This is a genomic window from Streptomyces sp. NPDC101227 (assembly GCF_044767545.1).
Taxonomy (GTDB): Bacteria; Actinomycetota; Actinomycetes; order Streptomycetales; family Streptomycetaceae; genus Streptomyces.
In genome coordinates, this window is sequence record NZ_JBIWOD010000001.1 from 403,255 (window position 1) to 419,915 (window position 16,661).

General features: G+C 76.6%; 7 protein-coding genes. All 7 read left to right on the forward strand.

Annotated elements, in window-relative coordinates:
• Positions 1-203 precede the first annotated feature (203 nt).
• From ACIRPT_RS01780 to ACIRPT_RS01810, 7 genes are read left to right on the forward strand one after another with little or no spacing between them, the layout of a single operon-like run.
• Positions 204-7,067: an SDR family NAD(P)-dependent oxidoreductase gene (locus ACIRPT_RS01780; protein ID WP_403820640.1), complete on the forward strand. Its 6,864-nt coding sequence runs from the start codon at positions 204-206 to the stop codon at positions 7,065-7,067.
• Positions 7,060-11,472, forward strand: coding sequence for a beta-ketoacyl synthase N-terminal-like domain-containing protein (locus tag ACIRPT_RS01785; RefSeq protein ID WP_403820643.1), 4,413 nt, complete (start codon positions 7,060-7,062; stop codon positions 11,470-11,472). The genes ACIRPT_RS01780 and ACIRPT_RS01785 overlap by 8 nt, the downstream gene beginning before the upstream one ends.
• Positions 11,462-11,800, forward strand: coding sequence for a phosphopantetheine-binding protein (locus ACIRPT_RS01790; RefSeq protein ID WP_403820646.1), 339 nt, complete (start codon positions 11,462-11,464; stop codon positions 11,798-11,800). Before ACIRPT_RS01785 ends, ACIRPT_RS01790 begins: the two co-directional genes overlap by 11 nt.
• Before the next feature lie 7 nt (positions 11,801-11,807).
• Positions 11,808-12,614 carry an alpha/beta fold hydrolase gene (locus tag ACIRPT_RS01795; protein WP_403820649.1) on the forward strand — a complete coding sequence of 269 codons (807 nt, stop codon included), beginning with the start codon at positions 11,808-11,810 and terminating at the stop codon, positions 12,612-12,614.
• On the forward strand, positions 12,611-13,825 hold the full coding sequence (locus ACIRPT_RS01800; RefSeq protein ID WP_403820652.1) for a glycosyltransferase: 1,215 nt from the start codon (positions 12,611-12,613) through the stop codon (positions 13,823-13,825). The genes ACIRPT_RS01795 and ACIRPT_RS01800 overlap by 4 nt, the downstream gene beginning before the upstream one ends.
• Before the next feature lie 5 nt (positions 13,826-13,830).
• A complete protein-coding gene (locus ACIRPT_RS01805; RefSeq protein WP_403820655.1) occupies positions 13,831-15,708 on the forward strand; it encodes a class I SAM-dependent methyltransferase in 1,878 nt (625 codons plus the stop codon).
• Positions 15,705-16,655 (forward strand): galactokinase, encoded by a 951-nt coding sequence (locus ACIRPT_RS01810; protein ID WP_403820658.1) that lies wholly within the window; start codon positions 15,705-15,707, stop codon positions 16,653-16,655. The genes ACIRPT_RS01805 and ACIRPT_RS01810 overlap by 4 nt, the downstream gene beginning before the upstream one ends.
• The last annotated feature ends 6 nt before the right edge of the window (positions 16,656-16,661 follow it).

Genomic DNA, 16,661 nt, shown 5'->3' on the forward strand with positions numbered 1-16,661 from the left:
AGGTCGGCGGCGGGATCCGGGCCGAAGGGGCGTTCCTGGCCGCCTCTTGTCGCCCCTCATCGATCAACTCGGCGCCGAAATATGGGCGTTGACAGTGCACGAAGGGGCCTCCACGATGCAACGCGGCATCAGCGGGCTACCGCTGGTTACCGCAGGTGGCAGTGGTGAGTGTGTCCGCCCCCCAGGTACTAGAAGGAGCGCCCGTGGTCCCCCCGCCCCCGCATTCCCGCTCTCCCCGCTCCGGCACGGCTCCCGGCCCGGGCCGCGAACGTGACCGCGACCGTGATGTCGTAGCGGCGCTCTCGCCGTTCGAGGAGCCCGACGACCGGATCGTCGCGGCGGCCGAACGTGCGGGCGCGCTCGGCCTGTTGGACCTCGGCCGGGACGCCGCCCGGGCGCGCGAGGCGCTCGCCTGGCTCGGGCGGCTGCGCCATGGCGTACGGGTACCGGTCGGCTGCCCGCTCACCCCCGCCGAACTTCCCGCGTCGGTCGACACCGTCCTGCTCGCCGACCCCCGGGCCCACGCCGCCCCGGCCGACTGGGCCGACGCGGGCCGCCGCCGCGTCTGGGCCGAGGTCACCACCCCGGAGGAGGCCGCGGCGGCGCGCGCCGCCGGAGCCGCCGCGCTGGTCGTCCGCGGCCATGAGTCCGGCGGCCGGGTGGGCGACCTCACCACCTGCGTCCTGCTGCAGCGCGTACTGGCCGACCCCCACCTGACCGTCCCGGTCCTCGCCGCCGGCGGCATCGGCCCGCACACCGCCGCCGCGGCCGTGGCCGGCGGCGCGACCGGCGTGCTGCTGGACGCCCAGCTCGCGCTCACCACCGAGGCGGAGGCCCGGCTGCCCCGCAAGGTGGCCGCCGCGATCCGCGCGATGGACGGCAGCGAACCCGCCCTCGTCGACGGCCGCCGGGTCCTTTCCCGTCCGGACCTGCCCGCCGGCCCGCTGTCCATCGGCCAGGACGGCGCCTTCGCCGCCCGGCTCGCCGCGCGGCACCGCACCACCGGCGGCATCGTCCAGGCCGTACGGGCCGCCATCACCGGGCACCTCGCCTTGGCCGCCCGCGCCCGCCCGCTCGCCCCCCGCCCCGGCGCCCGCCATCTCCCCGTCGCCCAGGGCCCGATGACCCGGGTCAGCGACGGCGCCGCGTTCGCCGCCGCGGTGGCCGCCGAGGGCGGGCTGCCCTTTCTCGCCCTCGCCGTGATGGACGGCGCGCAGGTGCGCGAGCTGCTGGCCGAGACCGCCCGGCGGCTGGGCGACCGGCCCTGGGGCGTCGGCCTGCTCGGCTTCGCCCCGCCCGAGCTGCGGCGCGAACAACTCGCAGCGGTGGCCGAGTTCGGCCCCGAGTACGCCATCATCGCCGGCGGCCGCCCCGCCCAGGCCGCGCCCCTGGAAGCCGCCGGCACCCGCACCTACCTCCACGTCCCCTCGCCCGGCCTCCTTGAGCGCTACCTCGACGAGGGCGCCCGCCGCTTCGTCTTCGAGGGCCAGGAATGCGGCGGCCATATCGGCCCCCGGGCCAGCTTCCCGCTGTGGGAGGAGCAGATCGAGCGGCTGCTCGCCCACGACCGCAAGCACCGCGGGAGCGCCGCCGACCTGGACGTGCTCTTCGCCGGCGGCATCCACGACGCCCGCTCGGCCGCCATGGCCGCGGCCGCCGCCGCCCCGCTCGCCGACCGCGGCGCGGCGATCGGCGTCCTGATGGGCACCGCCTACCTCTTCACCGAGGAGGCCGTCACCACCGGGGCCGTCGTCCCCGCCTTCCAGGACACGGCGCTGGCCTGCGACCGGACCGTACTGCTGGGGACCGCACCCGGCCATGCCACCCGCTGCGCCGAAACCGCCTACACCGACGAGTTCGCGGCCGCCGAGCGGGAGCTCGCGGCGGACGGCGGGGACCCGCGCGCCCGATGGGAGGAGCTGGAGCGGCGTAACCTCGGCCGGCTGCGGATCGCCAGCAAGGGCCTGCGGCACGCGGACGGCGGGCGTCCGGCGCCGGTGGCCGAGCGGGAGCAGCTGCGCGAGGGCCTGTACATGCTCGGCCAGGCGGCCACCGTCCGCGGCGCCACCACCACCGTCGCCGCGCTGCACACCGCCGTCACCACCGAGGCGACCGCCGTGCTGGACGAACGGGCGGACCGCTTCCGGCCCGAGGAGCGCCCCGACGGCGAGGCATCGCCGCTCGATATCGCCATCGTCGGCATGGCGTGCTTCTACCCGGGCGCCCCCGACACCGCCCGCTTCTGGTCCAACGTCGTCACCGGGGCCGACGCCGTCACCGAGGTGCCCGCCGACCGCTGGGACGCCGCCACCTACCACGACCCGGACCCCGCGCGGGCGGGCGAGCGCACCCCCTCGCGCTGGGGCGGATTCCTGCCCCCCATCCCCTTCGACGCCCTTGCCCACGGCATCCCCCCGGCCTCCCTCACCGGCATCGAGCCCGTACAGCTGCTGGCCCTCGAAACGGCCGCCAGGGCCCTGGCCGACGCCGGATACGCCGACCGCGACTTCGACCGCGCCCGCACCAGCGTCGTCTTCGGCGCCGAGGCCGGCACCGAACTGGCCGGCGCCTACGGCCTGCGCGCCCTGCACCCCGCCTACCTGGGCGATCTCCCGCCCGCCCTCGACGCCGAACTGCCCCGGCTCACCGAGGACTCCTTCCCCGGCGTGCTCGCCAATGTCATCGCCGGACGCATCGCGAGCCGCCTCGACCTCGGCGGCGCCAACTGCACGGTCGACGCCGCCTGCGCCTCCTCGCTCGCCGCCCTCGACCTGGCTTGCCGCCAACTGCGCGACCACGACGCCGATATGGCCCTGTGCGGCGGCGCCGATGTGCACAACGGCATCAACGACTACCTGATGTTCGCCTCCGTACGCGCCCTGTCGCCCACCGGCCGCTGCCGCCCCTTCGACGCCGCGGCCGACGGCATCGCGCTCGGCGAGGGAGTCGGCGCCCTGGTCCTCAAGCGCCTCGCGGACGCCGAACGGGACGGCGACCGGATCTACGCGGTCGTCAAGGCCGTCGGCAGCTCCAGCGACGGACGGTCCCTCGGCCTGACCGCCCCGCGTCCCGAAGGCCAGCGGCGCGCCCTGGAGCGCGCCTACCGACGGGCCGGCGTCAGCCCCGCCGAGGTCGGCCTGCTCGAAGCCCACGGCACCGGCACGGTCGTCGGTGACGCCACCGAACTCGCCGTCCTCACCGACCTGTTCGAGCAGGCCGGCGCCGAACCGGGCGGCTGCACGCTGGGCTCGGTGAAGTCCCAGATCGGGCACACCAAATGCGCGGCGGGCCTGGCCGGACTCATCAAGGCCGCGCGCGCCGTGCACGCCGGGGTCCGGCCGCCCACCCTGCATCTGACCCGGCCGGTGGCGGACGCGGGACCGTTCCGCCTGGAGGCCGACGGTGCCGCCCGGCCCTGGCCGGTCCCCGTCGAGCGGCGCATCGCCGGGGTGAGCGCCTTCGGCTTCGGCGGCACCAACTACCACGCCGTGCTGGCCGGTTACCGCGACGCTCCCGAGCCCGCCCACGCCCTGGAGGACTGGCCCGCCGAACTCTTCTGCTTCCGTGGCGCCGACCGGCCCGCCGCCGTTCGGGCCATGGAACGCCTCGCCGCGCGGCTGGCGGAGAACGATACGGCCGGACGGCCCTGGCCGCTGCGCGATCTGGCCGCCGAGACCGCGGCGGCGTCCGACGGGCCCGTTCAGGTCTGTGTCGTCGCCGAGGACCTCGACGATCTCGCCGGCAAGCTGGCGGCGGCCCGGCAAGGCGCCGCCGCCGACGGCGTCCACCTGCGCGAGGAGGCCGCCGACCCCGGCCTGACCGCCTTTCTCTTCCCCGGCCAGGGCAGCCAACGCACCGGAATGCTCGGCGAGTTGTTCCTCGCCTTCCCCGCACTGCGCGGCCTTTTGGACGATGCCGACCCCCGGTGCGTCGCGGCCATGTTCCCGCCCGCGGCCTTCACCCCCGAGCAGCGGGCGGCCCAGCACGCGGCGATCACCGACACCCGCGTCGCCCAGCCCGCCCTCGGCCTGGCCTCGGCCGCCGCCCACCGGCTGCTCACCACCCTCGGCGTCCGCCCCGACTGTGCGGCGGGTCACTCCTACGGCGAACTGGCCGCGCTGTGGGCGGCCGGCGCCTATGACACCGAGGCGCTGCTCGGACTGAGCGCCCGCCGCGCCGACGCGATCCTGGCGGCCGCCGGGGACGACCCCGGCGCGATGGCCGCCGTGCCGGCCGCCCCGGACCGCGTACGGGAGCTGACCCGTGGCACCGGCGTCGTCGTCGCCAACCACAACGCGCCCGAGCAGAGCGTGATCGCGGGGCCCACCGATGCCGTGGCGGCGGCCGTCGCGGCCCTGCGGACGGCCGGGACCGAGGCCCGTCGCCTGCCCGTTGCCTGTGCCTTCCACAGCCCTCAACTCGCCTCCGCTCGCGATGAGTTGACCGAGTCGCTGGCCGCCACGCAGGTGTCCGCCCCCGTCTTCCCGGTCTGGTCCGGCGCCACCGCGCGCCCCTACCGCCCCGATCCGTCCGCGATACGGCAGACCCTGGCGGGCCAGGTCGCCGAGCCGGTCCGCTTCGTGGAGCAGATCGAGGACATGTACGCCGCCGGGGTACGCACGTTCGTGGAGGCCGGGCCCGGCCGCGTCCTGACCGGCCTCGTGGGCCGCATCCTGGGCGAACGCCCGCACACCGCCGTGGCACTGGACGTCCCGGGCGAGTCCGGACTGGCCCGGCTGCCGCAGGTACTGGCGCGGCTGGCCGCGGCCGGGGTGCCGATCGACCCGGAGGCGCTCTTCCGCGGCCGCACACACCCGCTGCCCGCCGCCGCACCGCGCCGCCCGGGATGGCTGGTGGACGGGCACCTGGTCCGCACCGCCGACGGCGCCTGCCTGCCGGGCGGCCTGCGGCCCGCGCGACGGGTCGAAGCGCCGGCCGGGCAGGGGGGCGCGGCCGGCGAGCGCGAGGCCGCGGTGCTGGAGTATCTGCGCGGGGCGCGCGAACTGGTGGCCGCGCAACGCGATGTGGTGCTCCGCTACTTGGGGGATGCGCCCGCGGCGCCGCCCGAGCCCGTACGGGAGCCGGCCGCCGCGCCGCAACCGCAGGACACCGCGACGGATTCCGCAACCGAGCCGGACAAGGAGGAAGCACGTCCGACCGCCGCCCGGCTCCTCGACACCGTACGGGAGATCATCCACACCCGGACCGGCTATCCGCGCGAGATGCTCGACGCCGGACTCGACCTGGAGGCCGACCTCTCGGTGGACTCCATCAAGCGGGTGGAGATCATCGGCGCGCTCGCCGACCGGATCGGACTGCCACAGGACGCCGACGGGGCCGTGGAATCGGCCGTCGAGCAGCTGTCCCGGGTCAAGACCATCAGCGGCATCGTGGACTGGATCGCCGCCGCCCGGCCCGAGCCGGCCCCGGTCACCCGCGAGACCGGCGCCCCCGAACCCGCGCCGGTACGGCCCGCCCCCGCCGGCGCGTCCGACGTCCCCGCTCCGCTGCCGCCCACCCGCTACCTCGTCGAGGTCGCTACCCTCGGCCCGCCCGCGAGCCGCCCGCCCGCCGAGGTCGTGGGGGACCGCGACTTCGCCGTCGTGGAGGACGGCCAGGGCGTGGCCCTCGCGCTCACCGCCCTCCTCGAGAGCCACGGCGCGCGGGTGCGCACCGTCCCTGCCGAGCGGCTGGCCGAGATCACCGCGGAGGGCGTGGTGGACCTCAGCGCGCTGCGCGCGGGCCGCGGTGCCGTACTGCCCGGCCAGTACGCGGGGCTGCGCACCGCCCTGACCGGCGGCGCCCGATGGCTGCTGCTGGCCACCGCGACCGGCGGCACCTTCGGAGCGCACCCCGCCGAGGACGCCCCGGACCCTTCCCCAAGCTCTCTACTCCTCCCCCAAGTTCTCGACTCCTCCCCCAAGTTCTCGACTCCGCTCGAGCAGGGGGGACCCCCATGCGCAGAGGGGACCCCCATGCGCAGGGGAGACGCCTGTCCGGGCGCCGGACTGCGCGGCTTCGCCCGCACGGCCGCCCTCGAATACCCCGAAGCCCTCATCCGCGCCGTCGACATCGACCCCAAGGACCGCCCCGAACGCATCGCCGCCCACCTCCTGGCCGAACTGTGCGCCCCCGGCGAACCCGTCGTGGTGGGCCGCACCAACGGCACCCGCACCACCCTGCGCACCGTTGCGGCACCCCTGCCCGAAGGCGCGGGCGGCCGGCCGCCGCTCGGCCCCGACTCCGTGGTGCTGCTGACCGGCGGGGCCCGCGGCATCACCGCCCGCACGGCCCTGGCCCTGGCCCGCGCCCACGGCTGCCACATCGAACTCCTCGGCCGTACGGCCCTGGAGGAGGCGCCCGAGGACCCGGCCCTCGCGCACGCCCACGACCGCATCGCCCTGCGTGCCGCGCTCATCTCCCAAGGGGTGCGCCGCCCGGCCGAGATCGAGGCGGCCGCCACCGCGGTCCTGGCCCGCCGCGAGATCGCCGCCACCCTGGCCGACCTGGAACCGCTCGCCGCCTCCGTCCGCTACCACGCCGCCGATGTGACCGACGAGGCCGCCGTACGCGCCGTGGTGGCGGACATCAGGTCCCGGCACGGCCGCCTCGACGGCATCGTGCACGGCGCGGGCACCCTGGAGGACAAGCTGCTGCGCGACAAGGACCCGGCGTCCTTCGCCCGGGTCTTCGCCACCAAGGTCGACGGCGCCCGCCATCTGCTCGCGGCCGCCGACGACACCACCGGCTTCGTCGTCCTCTACGGCAGCGTCGCCGGGGTCTTCGGCAACCGCGGCCAGGCCGACTACGCCGCCGCCAACGACGCCCTCGACACCCTCGCGGCCGCCCGGTCGGGCCGGACGTGCGGCCGGGTGCTCGCCGTCGACTGGGGGCCGTGGGCGGCCACCGGCGGCGGCATGGTCACCCCGGAGCTGGCACGCGCCTACGCCCGCCGGGGCATCCCGCTGCTCGATCCCGACGCCGCGGTGGCCGCCCTCCTCGACGAGCTGGCCCATGGCACCGCGCACCAGGTCGTCCTGGCCGCGAAGGAGGCCGACGATGCCTAGCACCGGCCCGCGGCCCACCGACGCCGCCATCGTCGGCATGGGCGCGCTCTTCCCCGGCGCCGCCGACCTCCCCGCCTACTGGCGCAACCTCGTGGCCGGGACGGACTGCATCACCGACGTGCCGCCCGGCCGCTGGGACCCGGAGGTCTACTACGACCCGCAGGGCGCCGAAGGCCCCGCCCGCAGCGACCGTTTCTACTGCCGGCGGGGCGGCTTCCTGGACGATCTGGCCACCTTCGACCCGGCCCGCTTCGGCATCATGCCCGCCGCCGTCCCGGGCGCCGAGCCCGACCAGCTGCTCGCCCTGCGCGCCGTCTCGGACGCCATCGCCGACGCGGGCGGCCCGCAGCGGCTGCCCGCCGACCGCTCCCGCATCGGCGTCATCCTCGGCCGCGGCGGCTTCATGGGCGTGGCCACCGCCCGGCTCGACCAGCGGGTCCGCACCGCCCACCAGCTCGCCCGCACCCTGCGCCAACTCGCCCCGGAGTTAGGAGAGTCGAGGATCTCCGCCGTGCGGGAGGCCTTCCAGGCGAGCCTGGGGCCCGAACGGCCGGACGCCTCCATCGGCCTGGTGCCCAGCTTCACCGCCGCCCGCACCGCCAACCGGCTGGACTTCCGCGGCCCCGCCTACACCCTCGACGCGGCCTGCGCCTCCTCGCTGCTCGCCGTGGAACAAGCCGTCGATCTGCTGACCGCCGGCCGCTGCGACCTCGTCGTCGCCGGCGCCGTCCACCACTGCCACATCGCCACCCTCTGGAGCGTCTTCACCCAGCTGCGCGCGCTCAGCCCCACCCAGCACATCCGCCCCTTCGACCGCCGCGCCGACGGCACCCTGCTCTCCGAGGGCACCGGCGTCGTCCTCCTCAAACGGCTGGCGGACGCCGAGCGGGACGGCGACCGGATCTATGCGGTCATCCGCGGGGTGGGGGTGGCGGGCGACGGGCGCGCGTCGAGCTTGATGAGCCCCCAGGTGGACGGTCAGGTAAGGGCGTTGGAGCAGGCATGGGCCCGCGCCGGCCTCGACCCCGCGCACCCCTCGGCGCTCGGACTGCTGGAGGCGCACGGCACCGGCACCCCGGTCGGCGACGAAGCCGAACTGTCCACACTGGCCAAGGTGTTCGGGCCGCCCGCCGGAGACAGCAGGCCCATCGGCCTGGGCTCGGTGAAGTCGATGCTCGGCCACACCATGCAGGCCGCCGGCATCGCCGGGCTGATCAAGGCAGCCCTGGCCCTGCACCACCGCACCCTGCCGCCGACCCTGCATCTGGACGAGCCGCACGAGGGCCTGGCGCACACCCGGATGCGTCCGGTGACCGCCGCCGAACCCTGGGAGCCCGCGGGGGCGCCCCTGCGGGCGGGCGTCAACGCCTTCGGCTTCGGCGGGATCAACGCCCACGCCGTCCTGGAGGAGACCCCGGGACGGCAGAGCCCGACCGTGCCGCCGCCCCCGCTACGGGTGACCCAGGCGCCGCGCACCGTACTGCTCGCCGCGCACACCCCCGGCGAACTGGCAACGGCCCTGGACGACCTGACCGAGAGCGCCCCCGCCTCCGACGACGCCCCCTGCCGTCTCGCCCTCATCGACCCCACCCCGCACCGCCGCGCCCTGGCCGCCAAGATCCTCGCCCGCGGACTGCCCTGGCGCGGCCGCGGCGAGGTGTGGTTCACCCCGAGCCCCCTCTTCGGGCCGTACGCCAAGGAGCCGGGAGCGCGGCTGGCCGTCGTCTTCCCGGGGCTGGAGGCGCAGACGCCGCCCCGCGTGGACGACATCGCCGACCGCCTGGCCCTGCCGCGCCCACGGGTCTCCGGCGGCAGCGGCCTCATCGAGCGGGCCGTGGACGCGATCGCCGTCGGCCGCTTCCTCGCCCGCGCCCTGCGCGAACTCGGCCTGGAACCCGACCTGCTGACCGGCCACAGCCTCGGCGAGTGGACCGCCATGGTGGTCGCCGGAATGTATCCGCCGGGTGCCGTGGACACCTTCCTCGACTCGCTGCGGCCCGGCTCCCTCGCCGTACCCGACCTGGTCTACGCGGCCCTGGGCTGCGGCGCCGGACAGGCGGCCGCGGCGCTCGACGGTCTGGACCGGGTCGCCGTCAGCCATGACAACTGCCCGCACCAGTCGGTGATCTGCGGAGACCCGCGACAACTGGCCGAGGCGGTACGCCGACTCGCCGCACAGGGCGTACGGGCCGACGAGATGCCCTTCCGCTCCGGCTTCCACACGCCGATGTGGGCGCCCTACCTCGACCAGACCGGCGCCGCCTTCGACGCCCTCCCGCTCCGGGCCCCGGACGTCCCCGTATGGTCGGCGACGACCGCCGCCCGCTTCCCCGAAGAGCCCACCGCGGTCCGCCGGCTGGTGCTGCGCCATCTTCTGGAGCCGGTCCGCTTCCAGGAACTGACCGAGCGGCTGTACGAGAGCGGCGTACGCGCCTTCGTCCAGGCCGGCGCCGGGAGCCCCGCCGGGTTCCTGGGCGACACCCTGCACGGCCGGGACCATCTCGCCGTCGCGGCGGTCGATCACCGCCGCGACGGCGTGACCCAACTGCACCACCTGGCCGCCGCGTTGTGGGCCGAGGGGCTGAGCCCCCGCTGGGAGCGGCTGCTGCCGCCCGCCCGCGCCGGCGGGCCCACGGTCCGGCTGGACCTGGGCTCGCCACTGGTCCGCCTCGACGACACGGCGCCGGCCCTCCCACTCGCCCAGGACGCCGACCGGCCGCTCCCGCACCCCCGCACGCCCGCCGCGGATCCCCTCCGCCGGGCCCTGGACGCCGTACTCGCCGAAACCACGGCCGCGACCCGCGCCGTGACCACCGCCGCCACGGCCGCCACCGCCCCGGCGCCACCGCCCCCCGGACCCCGCCGCACCACCCGCCGCCTCTCCCTCGACACCCTCCCCTACGTCCGCGACCACTGCATCTACCTCCAGCCCGACCACTGGCCCGAACCCGCCGACCGCTTCCCCGTCGTCCCCATGACCACCCTGCTGGAACTGGCCGCCGAGGCCGCCCGCGAGGTGGCCCCCGGCCACACCGTCACCGGCTACTCCGACGTACGCGCCCTGCGCTGGCTGCCCGTCGCCCCGCCCGTGGACCTGACCGTCACCGCCACCCCCACCGCGCCAGACCGGGTACGGGTGACCCTCGGCGACTACGCCGTCGTCACCGTCCACCTCGCCGGGCACCACCCCGCCCCGCCGCCCCCCGACCCCTCGCCGCTGACCACCCCCGGCCCCGCGCCCGTCAGCGCCGAGGCCCTCTACCGGGACCGCTGGATGTTCCACGGCCCGCAGTTCGCCGGCGTCCACGAGGTCACGACGGTGGCCGCCGACGGCATCCGGGGCACGCTGCGCGCCCTGCCGGCCCCCGGCGCCCTCCTGGACGCCGCGGGACAGCTCCTCGGCCACTGGATGCAGCTGAACCTGACCGGCGACCGGCTCGTCTTCCCGGCGACCCTGGAACGGATCCGGCTCTACGGGCCCCCGCCGCACGCGGGCGCGCTGCTGACCGCCACCGCCCGCATCCGCGAGGTACGGCCCGGCTCGGTGACCGGCGAGGTGGAACTGCAGGGCGCCGACGGCGGCGTCCGGGCGCGGCTGGAGGGCTGGACCTACCGCCGGTTCGGCGCCGACGAGCGGGTATGGCCGATGAAATTCACCCCGGAGATCTGCGGCATCGGCGAACCCCGGCCGGGCCGCTGGTGCCTGGCCCGCCGCCGCTGGTCGGACCCGGCGTCGCAGGAGCTGGTGATGCGCCGCTACCTGGGCGCGGGCGAACGCGCAGGCTACGAACGGTGCGCGCCGCACGCCCGCACGGCCTGGCTGCTGGGCCGGATCGCCGCCAAGGACGCGGTGCGCGAGCTGCTGTGGGAGGCGGGCGCCGGGCCGGTCTTCCCGGCCGAGGTCCCCATCGGCGACGACCTCCGGCCCGAGGGCCCGCTCGCCGGCGGCATCCACCTCTCCCTCGCCCACAACGACCGGCTGGCCGTGGCCCTCGCCCACCGCACGGGTCCCGTCGGCATCGACATCGAGACCGTCACCGACGACCCCCAAGCCCTGGAACGGCTCGCCCTCACCCCGGCCGAACGCCGCCTGGCGGACGACCTCGGCGGTCGGCACGCCGCCACCGGCCGCGCCTACTGGCTCACCGCCCTGTGGTGCGCCAAACGGGCCGCGGCGAAGGCGGCCGGGCCGGGCCCGGCGGGCCGCCCGCAGGAGTGGACCGTGACGCCCGCACCGGCCGGCGCGCTGCGCGTCCGCTCCTCGCAGGGGGCCGCCCGCCTGGTCCAACTCGACTCCGTCGACGACCTCTCCGCGCGCCACGTCATCGCCTGGACCGCCCCGCGGCCCCAGGACCGTACGGGCACCGACACCCCCACTCCCACGGAGGCCACCCATGGCAGCTGACCGACAACCCGACCGCACCCGGCGGATCCTGGACGAGATCACCGACATGCTGGTGACCGTCTGCGGCGACGAGCTCCTCGTCGTCGGCGAGATCACCCCGACGACCACCTTCAACGACGATCTGGCCCTGGAGAGCATCGAGTTCGTCGCCCTGGCCGAACAGCTCCAGCGCCGCTACGGCACCGCCGTGGACCTCCTCGGCTTCCTCGCCGAGAAGGACATCGACCAGATACTCGCCATGACCGTCGGCGAACTCGCCGCCCATATCGCCGCCGTCACCGACACCACCACCGACACCGTCGCCACCGACCCCGCCTACGCGGGCTGAGTACGCCATGGCCCTCACCCGCGCAGGCCGGCTGCGCCTGCACACCCAGTGGCTGCCGGGCCGCACCGACGGCCCCCGGCCCCCCGGCCCCGCCGTCGTCTTCCTCCACGGCCTCGTCATGGACAACCTGTCCAGCTTCTACTGCACCCTCGCCGGCCCCGTCGCGCGGGCCGGACACGATGTCCTGCTCTACGACCAGCGCGGGCACGGCCGCAGCGACCGCCCGCCCACCGGCTACGACATGGGGACCGCCGTCACCGACCTCGCCGCGCTGCTCGCCGCCCTCGGCCTCGACCGCGGCCCGGTCCACCTCATCGGCAACAGCTACGGCGGCGCCCTCGCCCTGCACACCGCGCTGGTCCGGCCCGACCTGGTCGCCTCGCTCGTCCTGATCGACGCCCACCTGACCGGCGACTGGGTCGAGGGCATGACCGACACGCTCTCCGTCGCCGCCCTCGGCCTGGAACACGGCCGGATCTCCGAGCAGCTCGCCGCCCTCGGGCGCCGTAAGGAGGCCAGGCTGACCGCCGGCGCCGATGCGCTGCTCAACCGCACCACCCTGATCGAGGACATCGCGGCGACCGCCGCCTTCACCGCCCGCGACTTCGCCCGGCTGCGCCGCCCGGTCCTCGCCGTCTACGGACAGCACTCCGAACTCCTGCCGGGAGCACGCCAGTTGGCGCGGAACGCACCCGACTGCGAACTGTGTGTGCTGCCCGACGTGGGCCACACCGTGCTCAAGGAAGCCACCGAAGGGCTGCGCGGCGCGGTGCTGGGACGGCTCGGCGCGACGGCGGGGGCGGTGGCCGGATGAGGGTCCTCTTCGTCGTCCCGCCGCTGACCGGACACGTCAACCCCACGATCGCGGTCGCCGCCGAACTCGCCGCCCGCGGACACCAGGTCGCCTGGACCGGCCCCGCCGCGGCCCTCGCGCCGCTGCTGCCCCCGGGCGCCCTGCTCTACTCGGCCGGAGACCGCGGCGCGGCCGACGGCTATGACGTCCTGCACCAGCGCTGGCGCGATCTGCGCGGCGTCGCGGCGCTGCGCTTCCTCTGGGCCGAGGCCCTGATCCCGCTCGCCCACGCGATGCTGCCCGGAGTGCACAGCGCCGTCGCGGCCTTCGCGCCCGATGTCCTGGTCACCGACCAACAGGCCCTCGCCGGGCCCGTGGTGGCGCGGCGCCTCGGCCTGCCGTGGGCGACCTCCGCCACCACCTCCGCGGAGTTCACCCGGCCCTTCGACGGGTTCCCGAAGGTGGGGGAGTGGGTGACGCAGCGCATCGCGGGGCTGCTCGCCGACTGCGGCGCGCCGGGCGGCTGGGACCCGCGCTTCTCACCCCAGCTCGTACTGGTCTTCTCCACCCCGGAACTCATCGGCACCCCGGAACTCACCGGTCCCCCGGAACTCACCGATGACCGCTACGCCTTCGTCGGCCCCGCCTTCGGCGCCCGCCCACCCGCCGGCGACTTCCCCTGGCGCCGCCTCGACCCCGCCCGCGCCCGCGTCCTCGTCTCCCTGGGCACCCTCAACCGCGAGGCGGGCGCCCGCTTCTACCCCGCCGTACTGGACGCCGCCGAGGCCCTCGGCGACCGGGTGCAGCTGATCCTGGCCGCCCCCGGCGACCTCGCCGCGACCGCCCCGCCGCACGTGCTCCACCAGGAGTACGTCCCCCAGCTCCAGCTGCTCCCGCACCTGGACGCGGTGCTGTGCCACGGCGGCCACAACACCGTCTGCGAGGCGCTCGCCCACGGGCTGCCGCTGGTCGTGGCACCGGTCCGGGACGACCAGCCGATCGTGGCCCGCCAGGTGGCCGAGGCCGGCGCGGGAGTGCGGGTGCGCTTCGGCCGGGCCCGTACGGACGAGCTGCGCCACGCCCTGACCGCCGTACTCGACAACCCCGCCCACCGCAGCGCGGCCCGCCGCATCCAGGCGTCCTTCGCCGCGGCGGGCGGCGCCACCACCGCGGCCGACCGCCTGGAGAAGCTGGCCGGCACGGACCGGCCCCGAACCGAGAAGGGACTGTGAAGGAGATGACGCGAGCGCGCCGCTCGGGAACACCTACGCGATGGATCGCGGCCGCCACGGCGACGGCCCTCGGCGCGGGCACCCTGCGCGCCCGCCGCAGGCTCGCCGCGCTGCCCGTACTCGACCCCGGGGGGACGTCCGAAGCCGCCCAACTAGCCATCGATGGGTGGCAGTTGGTAGCCGCTCCAGGCGTCACGGCCGACGCGGCGACCCTGCGCGCCGCGGTGGCCCACGCCGCCCGCGAAGGGCTGCGCGTACTGGACCTCGTCCCGGCCCGGCTGGACGCCGACCGCGCCCTGGGACTGCTCCGCCTGCTCGACCCCGCGGCGCACGGCGGGGACCGCTGCGCCCCGGGCCACGGCGCCGGCCATGCCGTGCTGGTGGCCGATGACGTCCACGAACGTGCCGGGCTCTCGGGCCCCGATGCCGAGCCCCCGCCGCGCTCCGTGGCCGACCTCCACCGCCTCCTCGCCACCCTCAAGGAGTACGCCCCCGACGCCACCGGCTGGGCCATCGCCCCCGGCCTGACGACCGTGCCCGCCGGCCCCGAGGAGCGCGCCGACGAGCTGAGCGCCCGCGGCCTCCCGCCGCGCGTGCTGTCCGCGGCCCAGCTCGCCGGCCTGGCCCTGCTGGTCAAGTGCCTCGTTTCCGAACCGCGTTGGGGAGCTGCCGCGCTCGCCCTGTACTGGCTCCAGCCCGCCGCCGTACTCGCCCCCACCCGCCGACTGCGCCCCGCCGACCTGGCCCGCGCCACGGCCACCCGCCCACTGCGTTCCCTGTCCACCGCGCTGCGGACCCTCACGACGGCACCACCGCCCGCCGAGGCGCCCGAGGCCGCCGACGCACCGGCCCGCCGGGCCGCCTACACCGCCGAACTCGCCCACGGCACCGAGCACTTCTTCGAACCCCGCCGCCCGGACTGCCCCTGGTGCGGGGCACCGGACCTCGTCGTACGGGTCACGATGCCCGATCTGCTCCAGGGAAAGCCCGGCCGCTTCACCCTCGAGGAGTGCCGCCGCTGCGGCCACGTCTTCCAGAACCCCCGGCTCAGCCAGGACGGACTCGACTTCTACTACCGCGACTTCTACGACGGCCTCGGCGGCGAGGGCGCAGCCCTGGTCCTGGGCCGGATGAACGGCACCTACCGGGCCCGCGCCGAACTGCTCAAGCCCTTCACCACGCCCCGGGCCTGGCTCGACGTCGGCACGGCCGGCGGGCACTTCTGCAACGCCGCGCGCACCGTATGGCCCGACACCCGCTTCGACGGGCTGGACATGGGCGAGGCGGTCCAGGGCGCCGAACGCCGGGGGTGGATCGCCACCGGCTACCGGGGCCAGTTCCCCGACCTCGCCGATCGCCTCGCCGGGCGCTACGACACGGTGAGCATGCACCACTACCTCGAACACACCCGGGACCCGTTCGCCGAGCTCGACGCCGCCGTGAAGGTCCTGGCCCCCGGCGGCCATCTGCTCATCGAACTCCCCGACCCCCAGGCCCGGATCGCCCGGCTCCTCGGCCCGCACTGGCTGCCCTGGTTCCAGCCCCAGCACCAGCACCTGATGCCCGTCGGCAACCTCAAACGGGCCCTGGAAGCACGGGGGTTCACCGTCCTCACCGAGCAGCACGGCGCGTCCCACCAGACCAACGCCGACTTCATCGGCGCCGTCGCCCTCACCGCGAACCGCCTCGCCCCCGACCCACAGGCCCCCTGGGCCACCGTCCCGGACACCCCCGCCCGCCGCGCCGCGCGCCGCACCGTGCAGGCCCTGGCGATGCCCTGCTACGGCGCTGCGGTCGCCCTCGACACGGTCCGCACGGCGGTGGCCCGCGCGACCGACGGCGGCAACGCCTACCGGCTGCTGGCCCGGAAGGAGCCGGGATGAGCGCCGCGGACCTGGCCCGGCGCCCCACGGCGGACCCGCTGTTGCGGCTGCTGGCACACGGCTTCGAGACGGCGTACGGCCACCGGCCCGGCACGGTGTGGCGCGCCCCGTACGCCTTCCACTTGGCCGCACACGCCGTCCCGCCCGGCGTCGCGCCCCGGACCGACTGGGTGGCGGCCGCCAACTGGTACGTCGGCGTGGCCGTCGCCCCGCGCGCCGACGGCATGCTGCGCTGCGGCTCCCTCGACCACCCGGCCGACGGCGCCGAGCTCCCCCTCACCGGACCGGCCGCCCGCGCCCCCGCCTGGGCGGCCCGCCCCTACGCCGCCCTGCGTGCCCTGGCCGCCGCCGGATACGGCCGAGGCGGCGCCGACCTCCAGCTCAACGCGGCGCTGCCGGACGCCGTGGGGCTGCCCGTCGCCGAACCCCTGGAGTGCGCGGCCGCGCTGGCCGTCGCGCACGCACACGCCGAGCGGGGCGGCCGCCCGCCCGCCCGCGCACGGCTGGCGGACCTCCTCGACGCCGCCGTGCCCGGCGATGGCGCGCTGCGCCGGGCCGTGCTCTTCGCCCGCGCAGGGCACCTGCTCGCGGCCGACGACGGCGCACTCCACCAGCCGCTACGGGCGCGCGAGGGCGGCCCGGAGCTGTGCCTGCTGCTCCTGACGGCCCGTGCCGGCGGCGCGGGGGACCCGGCCATCGGCCTCACCCTCGCCGTCCGCGAGGCCCGGCGCGCCGGGGCCCGCGCCGCCTGGTGGCCCGGCAGGCGTCCGGGCCGCAGCGTCCTGCTGCTCGCGCCCCGGGACCGGCGCGCGGACATCCGGACCGCGGTGGCCGCCGCCTTCGCCCGCCGCGACCTGCCCGTGCCCCGCCTGCTGCGGATCGCCGCCACGGACGCGGCCCACCGCGAGGACCGGCCCCCGCACCCCGCTGAACCCGCACCCCGCTGAACCGCA